Origin of the sequence: Streptomyces sp. SLBN-8D4, assembly GCF_049739545.1 — a bacterium.
GTDB classification, from domain to species: Bacteria; Actinomycetota; Actinomycetes; order Streptomycetales; family Streptomycetaceae; genus Streptomyces; species Streptomyces canus_C.
Genome location: NZ_JBMGQC010000001.1, coordinates 2715711 through 2731750 on the forward strand (window position 1 = coordinate 2715711; position 16040 = coordinate 2731750).

Sequence of the window (16040 nt, forward strand, 5' to 3'; positions counted from 1 at the left end):
CGTTCGCGCCGGTCGTGCGCTGGGGGAGCCTAACGTGTGATCGTCCTGTGAAGAAACGGAAAAGCCGAAGGCGGTGCAGTCGACGTACGACTGCACCGCCCTGGACGGCCTACCTCACATCAGCTGCAACCGCTGGTGGAGCCGCAACCCTCGCAGATGTAGCAGGAACCGGCCCGCTGCATCTTCGTACCGCAGGAGAAGCACAGCGGGGCGTCGGCCTGGATGCCCAGCTGCATCTCCACCAACTCGGCGCTGGTGTGGGCCTGCTGCGGGGCGGGCTTGGCCGCCTCGACCTCGGCGAGCGGCGTGGCCACGGCCTTCAGCTCCTGGGTGCGCGGCGCCGACTGGGCCAGGCCCTCGACGTCGACCTCTTCCTCGGTCGGCTCGTAGGAGCCGGTCTCGAGGTGGCGCTGACGCTCCTCGGCGGAATGGATGCCGAGCGCGGAGCGGGTCTCGAAGGGCAGGAAGTCGAGCGCCAGGCGGCGGAAGATGTAGTCGACGATCGACTGCGCCATCCGCACGTCCGGGTCGTCCGTCATGCCGGCCGGCTCGAAGCGCATGTTGGTGAACTTCGAGACGTACGTCTCCAGCGGCACGCCGTACTGGAGACCGACGGAGACCGCGATGGAGAAGGCGTCCATCATGCCCGCGAGGGTGGAGCCCTGCTTGGACATCTTCAGGAAGACCTCGCCGAGACCGTCGTCCGGGTAGGAGTTGGCGGTCATGTAGCCCTCGGCGCCGCCGACCGTGAAGGACGTCGTGATGCCGGGACGGCCCTTCGGGAGGCGCTTGCGGACCGGGCGGTACTCGATGACCTTCTCGACCGTCTCGCGGATGGTCGCCTCGGCCTTCTCCGTTACCTCGGTCTTCTCCTTCTCCTTGGTCTTCGCGGAGAGGGGCTGGCCGACCTTGCAGTTGTCGCGGTAGATGGCGAGCGCCTTCACGCCCATCTTCCAGGCCTCGAAGTAGACCTCTTCGACGTCCTCGACGGTCGCCGTCTCCGGCAGGTTGACCGTCTTGGAGAGCGCACCGGAGATCCACGGCTGGATCGCGGCCATCATGCGGACGTGGCCCATCGCGGAGATGGAGCGCTCGCCCATGGCGCAGTCGAACACCTCGTAGTGCTCGTGCTTGAGCCCGGGGGCGTCGATCACATTGCCGTTCTCGGCGATGTGGGCGACGATCGCCTCGATCTGCTCCTCCTGGTAGCCCAGGCGGCGCAGGGCCTGCGGGACGGTGCCGTTGACGATCTGCATCGAGCCGCCGCCGACCAGCTTCTTGAACTTGACCAGCGCGAGGTCGGGCTCAAGGCCGGTGGTGTCGCAGGACATCGCGAGACCGATGGTGCCGGTCGGGGCGATGACGGACGCCTGGGCGTTACGGAAACCGTTCTTCTCGCCGAGACGCAGCACGTCCTGCCAGGCCTCCGTGGCGGCGGCCCAGATCGGCGTGTCGAGGTCGTCCATGCGGACGGCCTTGCCGTTCTCGTCGGAGTGCTGCTTCATGACCCGCAGATGCGGCTGGGCGTTGCGGGCATAGCCGTCGTACGGGCCGACGACCGCGGCGAGTTCGGCGGAACGCCTGTACGAGGTACCGGTCATCAGAGAGGTGATGGACCCGGCGAGGGCGCGGCCGCCGTCGGAGTCGTAAGCGTGACCGGTCGCCATCAGCAGGGCGCCGAGGTTGGCGTAGCCGATGCCGAGCTGGCGGAAGGCGCGTGTGTTCTCACCGATCTTCTGCGTCGGGAAGTCCGCGAAGCAGATGGAGATGTCCATCGCGGTGATGACGAGCTCGACGACCTTGGCGAAGCGCTCGGCCTCGAAGGACTGGTGGCCCTTGCCGTCGTCCTTCAGGAACTTCATGAGGTTCAGCGAGGCGAGGTTGCAGGACGTGTTGTCCAGGTGCATGTACTCGCTGCAGGGGTTCGAGCCGTTGATACGGCCGGACTCCGGGCAGGTGTGCCAGTGGTTGATGGTGTCGTCGTACTGGATGCCCGGGTCGGCACAGGCCCACGCCGCCTCGGCCATCTTGCGGAACAGCGCCTTGGCCTCGACCTCTTCGATGACCTCGCCGGTCATCCGGGACGTCAGGCCGAACTTGCCGCCCGTCTCGACGGCCTTCATGAACGTGTCGTTCACGCGGACCGAGTTGTTGGCGTTCTGGTACTGGACGGACGTGATGTCGTCGCCGCCCAGGTCCATGTCGAAGCCCGCGTCGCGCAGGGCGCGGATCTTCTCCTCCTCCTTCACCTTGGTCTCGATGAAGTCCTCGATGTCGGGGTGGTCGACGTCGAGGATGACCATCTTGGCGGCGCGGCGCGTGGCGCCGCCCGACTTGATGGTTCCTGCGGAGGCGTCGGCACCGCGCATGAAGGAGACGGGACCCGAGGCGTTGCCGCCCGAGGACAGCAGCTCCTTGGAGGAGCGGATGCGGGAGAGGTTCAGGCCGGCGCCGGAGCCGCCCTTGAAGATCATGCCCTCTTCCTTGTACCAGTCGAGGATCGACTCCATGGAGTCGTCGACGGACAGGATGAAGCAGGCGGAGACCTGCTGCAGCTGGGGCGTGCCGACGTTGAACCACACGGGGCTGTTGAAGCTGAAGATCTGGTGCAGGAGGGCGTACGCCAGTTCGTGCTCGAAGATCTCCGCGTCGGCGGGCGAGGCGAAGTACTTGTAGTCCTCGCCGGCCTTCCGGTACGTCTTCACGATGCGGTCGATGAGCTGCTTGAGGCTCACCTCGCGCTGGGGGGTGCCGACGGCACCTCGGAAGTACTTGCTGGTGACGATGTTGACCGCGTTCACCGACCAGAAGTCGGGGAACTCGACGCCACGCTGCTCGAAGTTGACCGAGCCGTCGCGCCAGTTGGTCATGACGACGTCACGACGCGCCCATTCCACCTCGTCGTACGGATGCACTCCGGGGGTGGTGTGGATGCGCTCGATGCGCAGGCCCTTGTTCGCAGTCGCCTTGGTGCCCTTGGCGCGGGAACTCCGTGCCGGACCGCTCGCCGTCTCTGTCATGCCGCCTCCCTGTACGGGCGAAAACGCCCTGAAGTGCCCCGTTGTTCCCGTGGCACGGTGTTCTGTCTGGTATTGCGGGCACCCACTCGCTACCGCCCGCAACAGGTCCTGGTTCGCCGCCTTCCGGCCGGTCCGGGGCCCTGACCCCGGCCCGGCCCGCCGATCAGTCGGCGGCGCGGGCGGGCTCGGGGAACTGAGCAGTCCCTCCGGGCCCGCGATCGTCTTCCTGGCTCCCCGAGACGGCCTCGTCGCCGCCCGCAGCCTCTCCGCGGTCCTCGTCGTCCGCGGCGGGGGGTCCCGTGTCTTCCCTCAGTTCCGCGATCGCGGCCTCGAAGTCGTCGAGCGAGTCGAACGCCCGGTAGACGGAGGCGAATCGCAGATACGCGACGAGATCGAGCTCCTGCAACGGGCCGAGTATGGCCAGCCCCACGTCATGGGTGGTCAACTCGGCGCTTCCGGTGGCCCGCACCGCCTCCTCGACCCGTTGGCCGAGCTGGGCGAGCGCGTCCTCGGTGACAGGCCGCCCCTGGCATGCCTTGCGCACACCGTTGATGACCTTGGTACGGCTGAAAGGCTCGGTGACTCCTGACCGCTTGACCACCATCAGCGAGCACGTCTCCACGGTCGTGAAACGACGGGAGCAGTCCGGACACTGGCGGCGCCTGCGGATCGACGTGCCGTCGTCGGTCGTACGACTGTCGACGACGCGGCTGTCGGGGTGCCTGCAGAAGGGGCAGTGCATGAACTCCCAACCTCCTCACAGCAGACTCAATAGCCTCGCTGAGCCCCATGGGCCCCTCGAAGCAACCCCCAGCATAGGCGATCGCAGCGGGTGCGGAGACCCGGGGGACCACAACTTCTGGGCCGCTGTAGCAATCCAAGCACTACATGTAGGGATTGGCACGCCGTACACGCCGTCCACGCGTGTCGCGCCCGTATTGGCATGTGCCATACGACCGTCCCGGCGCCCGGCGAACACGACGCACAGCCGTATCGCTGCGGCGCATGCGGAGATACCGTGGGCGCCACAAGGAGGGGACGTGGGATTCCCGCACAGATGGGAGCCGTTACCCGGCCGACAGGGCACTGGGTGGCAGACTGGGTCAGCAACCCATGAGGTCGCCATCCGGCGGTGAAGAGTACAGCAATGGGCCCTTTTGTTCGGCAGGCGGCGCGTTAGCCATACACCCAGACACATGATCGCGACAGGTGATCCGCGATTTTTCACTCGAACGTGTGTTTGGCGCAACCTTTCGAAAGCAACTACCGTTGTCCAGCAGGGAGACCATCGAGAGGGGCCGACGTGACCACGACCGCAGACAGTGCCACCATCACTGCCCAGGACCGTTCCCAGGGCCGACTCGAGCCGGTGCATGCGATGAACGAAGCCGCGAATCCGGAGGGGCCCAAGCGCTCCCTGCCGGGCCGACCTCCAGGCATCAGGGCCGACAGCTCGGGACTCACCGACAGGCAGCGCCGGGTGATCGAGGTCATCAGGGACTCCGTCCAGCGGCGCGGCTACCCGCCGTCGATGCGGGAGATCGGCCAGGCGGTCGGCCTGTCCAGCACCTCGTCCGTCGCACACCAGCTGATGGCACTGGAGCGCAAGGGCTTCCTGCGCCGCGACCCGCACCGCCCGCGCGCGTACGAGGTCCGCGGCTCGGACCAGGGCGCCTCTGCGCAGCCCACGGACACCGCGGGCAAGCCGGCCGCGTCGTACGTCCCGCTGGTGGGCCGGATCGCCGCCGGTGGCCCGATCCTCGCCGAGGAATCCGTCGAGGACGTGTTCCCCCTCCCGCGCCAGCTCGTCGGTGACGGTGAGCTGTTCGTGCTGAAGGTCGTCGGTGACTCGATGATCGAGGCGGCTATCTGTGACGGCGACTGGGTCACCGTGCGCCGCCAGCCCGTCGCGGAGAACGGCGACATCGTGGCCGCGATGCTCGAGGGCGAGGCCACCGTCAAGCGCTTCAAGCGCGAGGACGGCCATGTCTGGCTCCTCCCCCACAACTCCGCGTACGAGCCGATCCCGGGCGACGACGCGACCATCCTCGGCAAGGTAGTCGCAGTGCTGCGGCGCGTCTGAGCACCGCGACGGGCCTCGCCGACCCGACCGGGCCCCGGAACCCCTGCGCCGGTTCCGGGGCCCTGCGCTGTCCGGCCCCGGTGACGGGTCTCCCGGCATCGTCGGTGGGTCTGCCCCTGCGCGGGGTCAGTCCCACCGACGATCATTCGAGCTCCGCCTGGGCCTTCCCGGCCTCGGCGGCGAGCTCCGCCGCTTCCGTGACCTTCGCCGCCGCGTCGATCGCCGCCAGCGACTTCCGGACCTGGTTACGGTCCGTCGTGTACCAGAAGTCGGGCAGTGACGCCTTGAGATAACTGCCGTACCGCGCCGTGGCCAGTCGCTGATCCAGTACGGCGACCACGCCACGGTCCCCTGACGCCCGTACGAGGCGGCCGGCGCCCTGGGCCATGAGCAGGGCGGCATGCGTCGCGGCGACCGCCATGAAGCCGTTGCCGCCCGCGTCCTCCACTGCCTTCTGGCGGGCGCTCATCAGGGGGTCGTCGGGGCGCGGGAACGGGATCTTGTCCATGACGACCAGCTGGCAGCTGGGGCCGGGCACGTCGACGCCCTGCCAGAGCGACAGCGTGCCGAAGAGACAGGTCTTCGGGTCGGCCGCGAAGTTCTTGATCAGTTCGCCGAGGGTCTCCTCCCCCTGGAGGAGGATCGGGAACTCCGGGACACGGGAGCGCAGTTCCTCGGCGGCCAGCTGGGCCGCCCTCATGGAGGAGAACAGCCCCAGGGTGCGGCCGCCGGCCGCCTGGATGAGCTCCGTCAGTTCGTCGAGCATGTCCACTCGGTCGCCGTCCCGCGCGGGGCGCGAGAGGTGCTTGGCGACGTAGAGGATGCCCTGCCTGGGATAGTCGAAGGGCGAACCGACGTCGAGGCCCTTCCACTTCGGCAGGTCTTCGCCCTCGGTTCCTTCAGGAGCGAGTCCCAGCGACGCCCCTACGCCGTTGAAGTCGCCGCCGAGCTTCAGGGTCGCCGAGGTCAGGACCACGGAGCGGTCCGCGAACAGCTTCTCCCGCAGCAGACCGGACACGGACATGGGGGCCACGCGCAGGGAGGCGCCGAAACGGTCATGACGCTCGTACCAGACGACGTCCCATTCCGAACCGTTCGTGATCCGCTCCGCCACGTCGTGCACCGCCTCCACGGAGGCCAGGGCCTGTTTGCGGACCGCGTCCTCGTCCTGGACCGACTTGTCGCGCGTCGCTCCGATCGCGGAGATGACCGTACGGGCGGCGTCGCGCAGAGCCATCAGCGCGTAGCCGAGGTCCTCCGGGATGTCCTCCAGCCGGCCGGGAAGAGCGAGCTCCATCAACCGCTCGAAGCCCTCGGCCGCGGTCTGGAGCTGGTCGGCCGCCTTCTCGTTGACGAGCTTCGCGGCGCGGCGCACGGCACGGTTGACCTGGCCCGGGGTGAGCTCGCCGGTGGCGACGCCGGTGACCCGGGAGACCAGTTCGTGCGCCTCGTCGACGATCAGTACTTCGTGCTGGGGAAGGACCGGGGCGCCCTCGATGGCGTCGATCGCGAGCAGCGCGTGGTTGGTGACGACGACCTCGGCGAGCTTGGCTCGCTCGCGGGCCATCTCGGCGAAGCACTCGGCGCCGTAGGCGCACTTCGTCGCTCCCAGGCATTCACGGGAGGACACGGAGATCTGCGCCCAGGCCCGGTCGGAGACACCCGGCGTGAGGTCGTCGCGGTCACCGGTCTCGGTGTCCTGCGACCAGTCCCGCAGCCGCAGCAGGTCCTGACCGAGCTTGCTGGTGGGAGCGGCGGCCTCGAACTGGTCGAAGAGGCCCTCCTCCTCGTCCTGCGGGACGCCTTCGTGGAGGCGGTGGAGACACAAATAGTTCGACCGGCCCTTGAGCATCGCGAACTCCGGGCGGCGGCGCAGCAGCGGGTGCAGTGCGTCGACCGTGCGCGGCAGATCGCGCTCGACGAGCTGTCTCTGCAGGGCCAGGGTGGCCGTCGCTACGACGACCCGCTCCCCGTGCGCGAGCGCGGGCACGAGATAGCCCAGGGACTTTCCGGTACCGGTGCCGGCCTGCACCAGCAGGTGGGAACCGTCGTCGATCGCGTCCGCGACGGATTCGGCCATGGTCACCTGGCCGGGGCGCTCCGTGCCGCCGACGGCAGTGACGGCAGCATGCAGGAGTTCGGGGAGTGAGGGCTTCGTCATAGCGCGACCACCCTACGGCCCGGCACTGACAAAGGGGTGATCAAGGCGGGGACCAGGGGCGGGATCAAGACCGGGAGCTCCTCGGAGAAGTAGCGGCTTGGAGGTCGGACCAGCTCGGCCCGGTTCGGCTTCAACGGGACTTGTCCTGTCGGGACCGGGCGGGACCGAACCCGACCCGGAAGCGGCCGGAATTGATCAAGACCGATGCGGCGGCACGGTGGAGGTCGTCCGGGCCGAGCCCGTCGGAAAAAGTCTCGCTGCGGATGGGAACCGACTCGGCGCGAGCGGTGTACCAAAGGTGATTGCGCGATGACGCACTGCTACAGCAGATCGCGCAGAGACCGGTCTCGGATCATGAGGGCCGCCCGCTTGGCGGGCAGGTCCACCTCGGCGGAGAAGCGGAATCCTGCATTCAGAAAGGCGGTGACGGACGGGATGTTGCGAAGGTCGGGTTCCGCGACGACGCGGGCACAGGCGGACCGCCTGTCGAGTACGAGATCGGCGACGGCTCGGAGAAGAGTGCTGCCGAGACCGCGCCCCCGATGGGTGACGGCGCCGATGAGGAGATGGATACCGGTGTCGTGCGGTCGGGCCGGATAGTGGCGGGCCAGCGGATCCAGGTCGGCCCGGTAGATCTCCCAGTAGCTCATCGGGACGCCCTCCAGCACCCCGAGGCAGGGAACGCTGCGTCCGTCGTCGGCCGGTTGGGACCGCAGGTGGTCCTCCGTCACGTTCTGGGGCCCGGCCAGCTCCCAGAACGCGCTCACGGCGGGGTCGTTCATCCAACGGCAGACGAGAGGAAGGTCCCGCTCGACGCGTACGGGCACGAGTTGGAACACACCCACCTGGGTCGTGATCGGTCCCCACTCGGCGACGCCGTCGAGCAGGTCGCCGTCGGCCGGGGTGATTGTGGAGGCCGGCGCAGTGCTGTCGCCCCAGCTCTGTTGCCATCCCTTGTGCCCGGTTCCGGAATCGGGGCCGGTGTCGGTGTCGTCCGAGCGCGGCTGTCCTGTATCGAAGAGCGCGAGGAATTCGTCCGGCAGACGCAGGTCCAGCGTGTCCTCCCGGTCGGTGCTCCGGCCAGTGCTCCGGGCGGCGCCCTCGGCGATGCCGTCCCCGGCCGGGGCGGGACAGGTGCCGGTGCCGACGTCGGGCGCGGGGGCGGAAACGGCGTCGGCAGTCGCGTCGCTGGGAGACACGGGGACGTTCCTCTCAGGAGGTGGGGCGGGTCATGTTCCTCAGGAGTGAAGGGGGTTGGCGATGGTGACGTAGACGGACTGGGTGTCGACCGGGCCCACGAGTTCGTCCAGGCCGTGCACGCGAGTCAGCAGATTGGCCTTGCAGCGCAGGACGGGTGAGTCGAGCAGGCGGCCGGGAAGCGTGGTGCGCAGTCGGGTGGGTCCGGAGGCCACGTCCGTGAGGAAGCGGCGGAAGGCGGCGAGCAGCAGCCGTTCGTCGGCCAGGTGCTGGGAGCCGAACGCACCGATGAGGCCGAGGACGTTGTTGATCGCGAGGTAGTAGGCGAAACGCTCGTCAGTGACCTCGTCGGAGACGAAGGTGTCGCTGTGTGTACCGATGCCGGGCAGCCGGGCGTCGAGTTCCGCCCGCCGGGACTCACGGAAGTAGTAGCCCTGGTTGTCGCGGTAGCGGCCACCGGCGGGCCAGCCGTCGCCGTCCAGAAGGACCAAGGTGTTCTGCTGGTGTGCCTCCAGCGCGATCCCTGCCTCCCCGTCGAGCCACAGCACCGGGCGGACCACGTGTTCCAGGTAGCGCAGGAACCACTCGGCGGCGACGGCTCCTCTGGGGCGGCCGGTACGGGCGGCCAGGCGCGTGACGACCTCGGCCAGCCGGGACCGCCAGGCCGGTCGGTCCGTCTCCGAGCTGTCCCTGCCCTGGCGGCCCATTCCCGGGCCGCCCCGGTCCGGACGGTCATCGGTGGCGCCGGCTCGGGCGTGGGGGCGCGGTGAGACGAGTCCTGCGATGCAGGAGACGTCGTGCGAGGGGCTGAACGGGTTGTGCCGGATCACCACGTCGATTCCGGGGGCGGGACTGCCGTCGGGTCCGTCGACGGCGAGCCACGCCGGGTCGCGGACGATGTCGAACGCCGGGTGGGCCGCCTGCCACTCCGGGGACAGGCCGCTGCGCAGGAGCCGGTGAACCTCGACGCCACGGTGGAGCTCCTTGCGGAGGTTCTCGCGGCGGGAGTTGGTGATGCGCAGGCCCAGCGAGAGCTTGAGCATGGCGAAGGCGCCGGAGCGATGGACAGTGCGTACGGAGGAGGTGGGGTGCCAAGGGGAGCCGTGGGCGCCCAGGTCCTGGAGCAGTCCGGCATCGAAGAGAGGGCTGGTCTCAGGGCGGTTCCGAACCTCGCGGACCTGCCAGGGGTGCAGTGGCAGGACCGTGCGTCCTTCGGGCAGTGCCAGGTCGGGGCCGGCCAGGCGCCGGGTGAGCTGGGCGGCGGCGACGGGACGGCCGCCTTCGGTCCAGGCCGAGTCGGTCGCGAGGAGAGAGGGATCGACAGCAAGCCAGTGCAGGGGGAAGGAGCCGCGCAGTTCGGGTGAGTACAGGGCCGCTTCGGCTTCGGAGAGACCTTCGCGACTCTTCGGGGCGGGGTGCAGAGGGTGGCCGAGGACGAGCGACTGTTCGGCGGTGAGGAACAGGTCGGGGCGGTCGAGGAAGGGAGCGGGACGGTCGAGGACGAGGTCGGGACGGTCTTCGGAGTCCTTGCGGCGCTCGCGGACGAAGGTGGCGGTGCGGCGGACGGAGTCGGCCACACGGGCCACGAGTTCGGCACCACTGGCAGAGGCGGGAGCTTCTGTCGCCGCCGACTCACGGGAGAGCAGTGCCGCGACGGTCACGGCGTCGGCCGGCGGGGCCTGTTCGGGGGCGTCGGCGAGACGGGGGAGGCCGAAGCGGTGCCATCCCGTCGGGGACCAGTAGTGGACGGGGACGAGGAGGGATGTGCCACTGGCGGGAAGTGGGATGCGGAGAGTGCCGCCCGTGGGGGCAGACAGGGCGGTCTCACGGACCCAGCAACGCAACAGATTCTCCACGGTCGCGGCTTCGGCCGCGGTGTGTGGATCGGGGTGGGTCAGGAGGTCGGTGGTGCCGCCGCGCAGGCGTTCCAGTTCGGGCGGACCGCCCTGGGACGGAGTGTGGGCGGGGCGGGAGCGGGGTTGCGGGGAGGGGGGCGTGTCGGAGTGGCTGCGCGGGTGCGTGGGGGTGGGGCTGTGGGGGGTGGGGGTGGTGTTCACGTTCGGTGTTCCTCGGTGGGTCTGCCTCGGGGGCTGCTGACTCGTGGGCGGTGGGTCGAAGCGGCTGTGTCGGTGCCGAGACCGGTGGCGGTGGTGGTGCCGAGACGGGGTCGATCCGGTGTTGCTGGTTGGGCTTGGTGAGAGAAGGGCGGTCTGGTCGCGTGGAGGTGAGTGGTGGTCAGAAGGGAATCGGTGAGCAAGCGACGTGATGGGGGCGGCTGCTCGGAGGTGTCGGCGAGCGGCGAGCGACTCGGCCTAGGGCGCGAGGGACGGTGGCAGCTGCGGGGCGAGACGGGACTCCGGCTGCTGATCTGCCCCCGGTTCCTCCCTCGGCCTCGACTCCGGCTCCGACCGGGCTCCAGCCCCCGACCTCGGCCACCAAGTCGGCTCCGGCTCCAGCTCCGACACTTGTGGCGGCTGTCACGCCGCCTTCCGGAGGAGCGGTCGCTGCGGCCGAGGGCGCGGCTGCCATTCCGGCTTTCTGTGCCGTTCCAGCCCGCACACCAGTCCCTCCCCCTCCATCCGCCCGAGCCGACACATCAGCCTCCGCCGTTCTCCCGACCTCAGCCGACACACCAGCTCCCGCCGCTCCTCCGGATCGCCTCGCCGCCCCGGCAGCTACCCCGTCCCCTCACCCCGGCTCCGCCGTCGATGCTGCCGTTGCCTCTCGCCGTCAGGGCCGTGGCTGCGGGCCACCGCTGCCACGGCGTCGGCGAGGCGGTCGAGGACGGCGGTGGTCTGTTCGTCGGTGATCGTCAAAGGTGGGAGCAGACGGATGACACTCGCGTGACGGCCACCGAGCTCGACGATCAGGCCACGCCGGAGGCACTCTCGCTGGACGGCGGCGGCCAGCTCGGAAGAGGCAGGACGAGGAGGAGGGATGGTCCCGGGCACCACCGCGGCGCCCGCTCCACCTGCGCCAGCGAACCCGACCGCGCCCAACAGCCCAGCGGACCCCTCCCCCTCCACGCTCTCGCCCTCTCCCTCCATCTCCCCGTCCACCATCTCGACCCCGATCATCAACCCCCTCCCTCGCACATCACCGATCACAGGGAACTCCTGGGCCAGAGACCGAAGTTGCTGCAGCATCAGTGCTCCCAGCGTTGCCGCGCGCGCTGTGAGGTCGTTCTCACGGACGTAGGCCATCGTGGCCGTGCCCGCGGCCATGGCGAGTTGGTTGCCGCGGAAGGTGCCGGCGTGGGCGCCTGGTTCCCAGACGTCGAGGTCGTCGCGGTAGACGACGACGGCGAGAGGCAGGCTGCCGCCGATGGCCTTGGAAAGGACCATCACGTCGGGGGTGATGCCGCTGTGCTCCACGGCCCAGAAGGCGCCCGTGCGGCCGACCCCCGTCTGGACCTCGTCGGCGATGAGCGGGACAGAACGGTCGGCCGTGATCCGGCGCATGCGCCGCATCCACTCGTCCGGGGCCGGAAGCACCCCGCCCTCGCCCTGGACGGGTTCGAGAATCATCCCGGCGGGCAGCGGCACCCCGGACTTGGGGTCGTCGAGCAGGGATTGCGTCCAACGGGCGGCGAGTTCGGCGCCGTGCGGGCCACCGACCCCGAAGGGGCAGCGGTAGTCCTGCGGATACGGCAGCCGGGCGACCCGTACGTCGAGGGCGTCGCCGGACGCTTCGAGTGCTCCGGAGGTCATGCCGTGGTAGGCGCCGGCGAAGGCGAGGATGCCGTTGCGGCCGGTCGCGGCGCGTACGAGCTTGAAGGCGGCCTCCACCGCGTCGGTGCCGGCGGGGCCGCAGAACTGCACGCGTGCGTGGTCGGCGAGCCCGGGAGGGAGGGTGCGGAACAGTTCGGTGATGAAGGCGTCCTTGACGGGGGTCGCGAGGTCGAGGACGTGGAGGGGCGCGCCCGAGTCGAGGACCTTGCGGATGGCTTCCAGGACGACGGGGTGGTTGTGTCCGAGGGCCAGGGTGCCGGCGCCGGAGAGACAGTCGAGGTAGCGGCGACCGTCGGCGCCCTCGATGGTCAGGCCGCGTGCGCGTACCGGGACGATCGGGAGGGCGCGGGCGTAGGTGCGCGCAGCCGACTCGCGGGCCGACTGGCGTCGGAGGATCCCTTCGTGCGCCGAGCGGGTCTGCGCCGGGTCCGCGACGGCGGTGGGTCCCGCCGTGGCCTCCCCGGTTGCGGTCTCGGTCACGGCCATGGTTCTCCCGTCGTCGCGCTGCGCAGGGGCAAGCGGTTCCCTCGCGGACTCGCCCGCCCCGACATACGGAGCCCCGGAACCCTTTGCTCGACATCTCGGAACATCGATGCCCCGACTGTCTGGAAAACTACGGGGATTGGGGCGTGGGGGACCGACGGTCCGCCGACAGCAGGCCCCCACCGCTACCAACCCCGGACTGTTCGGCGGGTTACGGGTTGTCCGCAGATCTTTGACATGCCGGAACCATTGCGGTTCGACGTGAAGTCCCCCATAACGGGCGCATAGTGGTGATGCCGTTCCAAGGCGCGGTGCCGGACAGCCAACTGGTGGGCGTCTGCGGGAAGTCCCGGGTCCCGGCGCCGGGTTCAGGCACCGGGTTCAGGCACCGGGTTCGTGCGCACCACGGGGAGGCAGAGCATGCGATCCGAACCGCCGTTGTTGAGCGCTCGCAGCGAAGGCGAAAAGGGCGCGCGCCGCAGAACCTCCCCCGTGCTGGCTGCCGTGGCCCTCGCCTCGGTGCTGACGCTGACCGCCACCGGCTGCGGCTCGGGCGACCCGGAGGCGAACGCGCAGGCCTCCGCCTCGGCGGCGTCCGAGGGAGACGGCAAGATCACGATCCCGGACGACATCAGGGACCGGCTCAAGGAGCACGGGATCGATGTCGACAAGTGGAAGGACGGCGCCTGGAAGAACTGGGACAGGGACGACTGGCTGCGCGAGGCCCAGGACTACATCAACCCCGTCATCGAGGGCCTGTGGGACCCGGATCGGATGCAGGGGGCCGAGGATCCCGACCGTGGTGTCCAGGAGAGCGACCTCTCGGGTGACCAGGGTGTGACCGATCCGGAGCCGACGCCGGTGGACGCGAAGGCCGTGTCGCCTACGTACCACGACAACGTCCCCGAGGCGGGCAAGGTGTTCTTCGACTCCCCCGAAGGCACGATGGTCTGCTCGGCGACGGTCGTGGCGGACCCGGCCCACCCGGGCAGGTCCAACCTGGTGTGGACGGCGGGACATTGTGTGCACGCGGGCAGAACTGGCGGCTGGTACCGCAACATCGCGTTCGTGCCGTCGTACAACGACCAGGCGCTCTCGGCAGAGGAGTTGGCCGGCGCGACCGAGGACGAGCTCGCTCCGTACGGCGTCTGGTGGGCCGACTGGGCGGGGACCTCGGACCAGTGGATCGCGCAGGGCGGTCCGACGGGCGGGGAGGGTGCCCCGTACGACTTCGCCGTCATCCATGTGACGCCGGAGAAGGGGGGCAGCGGCAAGTCCTTGGAGGAGAAGGTCGGTTCGGCCCTGCCGGTGAACTTCGCGGCGCCGGCGGTGCCACGGGTGGAGAGCATCACGGTCGACGGGTATCCGGCGGCGGCGCCGTTCGACGGGGAGACGCTGTACCAGTGCCAGGACCGGCCGGGACGGCTGTCGATCAACGCCTCGGATCCGACGATGTACCGGATCGGCTGCACCATGACCGGTGGTTCGTCCGGCGGCGGCTGGGTCGCGACGGGTGCGGACGGCGAGCCGGCGCTGGTGTCCAACACCTCGATCGGCCCGGTGAACGCGGGCTGGCTGGCCGGGCCCCGGCTGGGTGAGGTGGCCAAGGGGGTGTACGACTCGGTCAGTCAGAAGTTCGCCGGCCAGTGAGAGTTCCCGGTCGCGGTCGGCCCGAGCCCGCGACCGACGACCCGCCCGCGTCGTGAGGCGCGAGCGGTGGCGCCGGTGACCCGAACACGCTGAAGGCCCGCCCCTTTCTCGAAAAGGGCGGGCCTGTCAGGAGAGCTACGGCACTCAGGCCACGACCGGTGCCGGCACATACGGCGCGAGCTCCGCGGCCAGTTCCTCGTGCACCCGCACCTTGAGCAGGGTGCCCTCCGCCGTGTGCTCCTCGGAGATCACCTCGCCCTCGTCATGGGCGCGGGCGACCAGCTTGCCGTGGGTGTACGGCACGAGCGCCTCGATCTCGACGGACGGCCTGGGCAGTTCGTTGTCGATCAGGGCGAGCAGCTCGGTGATGCCCTGGCCGGTACGGGCCGAGACAGCGATGGAGCGCTTCTCGATCCGCATCAGCCGCTGGAGCGTCAGCGGGTCCGCCGCGTCGGCCTTGTTGATCACCACGATCTCGGGCACACCGGTGGCGCCGACGTCCCTGACCACCTCGCGCACGGCGGCCAGCTGCTCCTCCGGGTTCGGGTGCGAGCCGTCCACCACATGCAGGATCAGGTCGGACTCACCGACCTCCTCCATGGTGGAGCGGAACGCCTCGACCAGGTGGTGCGGCAGGTGCCGTACAAAACCGACGGTGTCGGCCAGTGTGTACAGACGGCCGCTCGGGGTCTCCGCCCGGCGGACGGTGGGGTCCAGGGTCGCGAACAGGGAGTTCTCGACCAGGACGCCCGCGCCCGTGAGGCGGTTGAGCAGGGACGACTTGCCGGCGTTGGTGTAACCCGCGATGGCGACCGAGGGCACCTTGTGGCGCTTGCGTTCCTGGCGCTTGATCTCGCGGCCGGTCTTCATGTCCGCGATCTCCCGGCGCATCTTCGCCATCTTCTCGCGGATCCGACGCCGGTCCGTCTCGATCTTGGTCTCACCGGGACCACGGGTGGCGAGGCCGCCGCCCTTGCCGCCGCCCATCTGACGGGACAGCGACTGACCCCAGCCGCGCAGTCGCGGCAGCATGTACTGCATCTGCGCGAGCGCGACCTGCGCCTTGCCCTCACGGGACTTGGCGTGCTGGGCGAAGATGTCGAGGATCAGGGCCGTACGGTCGATGACCTTGACCTTGACGACGTCTTCGAGGTGGATGAGCTGGCCCGGGCTGAGCTCACCGTCGCAGATGACGGTGTCCGCGCCGGTCTCCAGGACGATGTCCCGCAGCTCGTCGGCCTTGCCGGAACCGATGTAGGTGGCCGCGTCGGGCTTGTCGCGACGCTGGATCACGCCGTCGAGCACGAGTGCGCCCGCGGTCTCCGCGAGGGCGGCGAGCTCCGCGAGGGAGTTGTCTGCGTCCTGCGCGGTCCCCGTGGTCCAGACGCCGACGAGGACGACCCGCTCCAGACGGAGCTGGCGGTACTCGACCTCGGTGACGTCCTCGAGCTCGGTGGAGAGGCCGGCGACACGGCGCAGGGCCGCGCGCTCGGAGCGGTCGAACTGCTCGCCGTCCCGCTCTCCGTCGATCTCGTGGCTCCAGGCGACGTCCTCTTCCATCAGGGCATCGGCCCGAAGACCTTCGGCGTAAGTGTGCGCGAGGCGCTGCGTGTCCTGGGAAGGGGATGAAGAGGAGGTCATTTGATCCTTACGTCGATGGGGATTCCGATTCGGCGGTCACACAACTCAACGCACGAGCACTCCGGGAGATTCCC

At 69.5% G+C, this 16040-nt stretch carries 9 protein-coding genes; 2 read left to right on the plus strand and 7 right to left on the minus strand.

The features are described 5' to 3' along the window. Positions 1-119: 119 nt before the first annotated feature. Together RKD20_RS11905 and nrdR are read right to left on the minus strand one after the other, a co-directional pair. Positions 120-3020 (minus strand): vitamin B12-dependent ribonucleotide reductase, encoded by a 2901-nt coding sequence (locus tag RKD20_RS11905; RefSeq protein WP_424877712.1) that lies wholly within the window; start codon positions 3018-3020, stop codon positions 120-122. Between the two features lie 163 nt (positions 3021-3183). Then, complete coding sequence (gene nrdR, locus RKD20_RS11910; protein ID WP_424877713.1) at positions 3184-3762, minus strand: transcriptional regulator NrdR; 579 nt, start codon at positions 3760-3762, stop codon at positions 3184-3186. A 561-nt stretch (positions 3763-4323) separates the two neighbouring features. Between nrdR and lexA the strand changes: the two genes are divergently transcribed. After that, on the plus strand, positions 4324-5103 hold the full coding sequence (lexA, locus tag RKD20_RS11915; RefSeq protein WP_424877714.1) for a transcriptional repressor LexA: 780 nt from the start codon (positions 4324-4326) through the stop codon (positions 5101-5103). A 142-nt stretch (positions 5104-5245) separates the two neighbouring features. Here lexA and RKD20_RS11920 read toward each other — a convergent pair whose 3' ends face one another. From RKD20_RS11920 to RKD20_RS11935, 4 genes are all read right to left on the minus strand, one after another. Next, positions 5246-7264 (minus strand): ATP-dependent DNA helicase, encoded by a 2019-nt coding sequence (locus tag RKD20_RS11920; RefSeq protein WP_424877715.1) that lies wholly within the window; start codon positions 7262-7264, stop codon positions 5246-5248. Positions 7265-7584: 320 nt separating this feature from the next. Then, positions 7585-8463, minus strand: a complete 879-nt coding sequence (locus tag RKD20_RS11925; RefSeq protein ID WP_424877716.1) for a GNAT family N-acetyltransferase — start codon at positions 8461-8463, stop codon at positions 7585-7587. A gap of 39 nt (positions 8464-8502) precedes the next feature. Continuing rightward, on the minus strand, positions 8503-10518 hold the full coding sequence (locus tag RKD20_RS11930) for an IucA/IucC family protein (protein WP_424877717.1): 2016 nt from the start codon (positions 10516-10518) through the stop codon (positions 8503-8505). 618 nt (positions 10519-11136) lie between these two features. Continuing rightward, on the minus strand, positions 11137-12678 hold the full coding sequence (locus RKD20_RS11935) for a diaminobutyrate--2-oxoglutarate transaminase family protein (RefSeq protein ID WP_424877718.1): 1542 nt from the start codon (positions 12676-12678) through the stop codon (positions 11137-11139). 417 nt (positions 12679-13095) lie between these two features. Between RKD20_RS11935 and RKD20_RS11940 the strand changes: the two genes are divergently transcribed. Further along, positions 13096-14325, plus strand: coding sequence for a trypsin-like serine peptidase (locus tag RKD20_RS11940; protein WP_424877719.1), 1230 nt, complete (start codon positions 13096-13098; stop codon positions 14323-14325). A 144-nt stretch (positions 14326-14469) separates the two neighbouring features. On the opposite strand, the gene hflX is transcribed toward RKD20_RS11940, so the two are convergent. After that, positions 14470-15966, minus strand: coding sequence for a GTPase HflX (gene hflX / locus RKD20_RS11945; protein ID WP_424877720.1), 1497 nt, complete (start codon positions 15964-15966; stop codon positions 14470-14472). Positions 15967-16040: the final 74 nt, after the last annotated feature.

Bases quoted from the DNA above. Each gene is read 5' to 3' on its own strand.
- RKD20_RS11940 (WP_424877719.1), top strand. From the start codon at position 13,096: ATGCGATCCGAACCGCCGTTGTTGAGCGCTCGCAGCGAAGGCGAAAAG.
- hflX (WP_424877720.1), bottom strand. From the start codon at position 15,966: ATGACCTCCTCTTCATCCCCTTCCCAGGACACGCAGCGCCTCGCGCAC.
- RKD20_RS11905 (WP_424877712.1), bottom strand. From the start codon at position 3,020: ATGACAGAGACGGCGAGCGGTCCGGCACGGAGTTCCCGCGCCAAGGGC.
- nrdR (WP_424877713.1), bottom strand. From the start codon at position 3,762: ATGCACTGCCCCTTCTGCAGGCACCCCGACAGCCGCGTCGTCGACAGT.
- RKD20_RS11920 (WP_424877715.1), bottom strand. From the start codon at position 7,264: ATGACGAAGCCCTCACTCCCCGAACTCCTGCATGCTGCCGTCACTGCC.
- RKD20_RS11935 (WP_424877718.1), bottom strand. From the start codon at position 12,678: ATGGCCGTGACCGAGACCGCAACCGGGGAGGCCACGGCGGGACCCACC.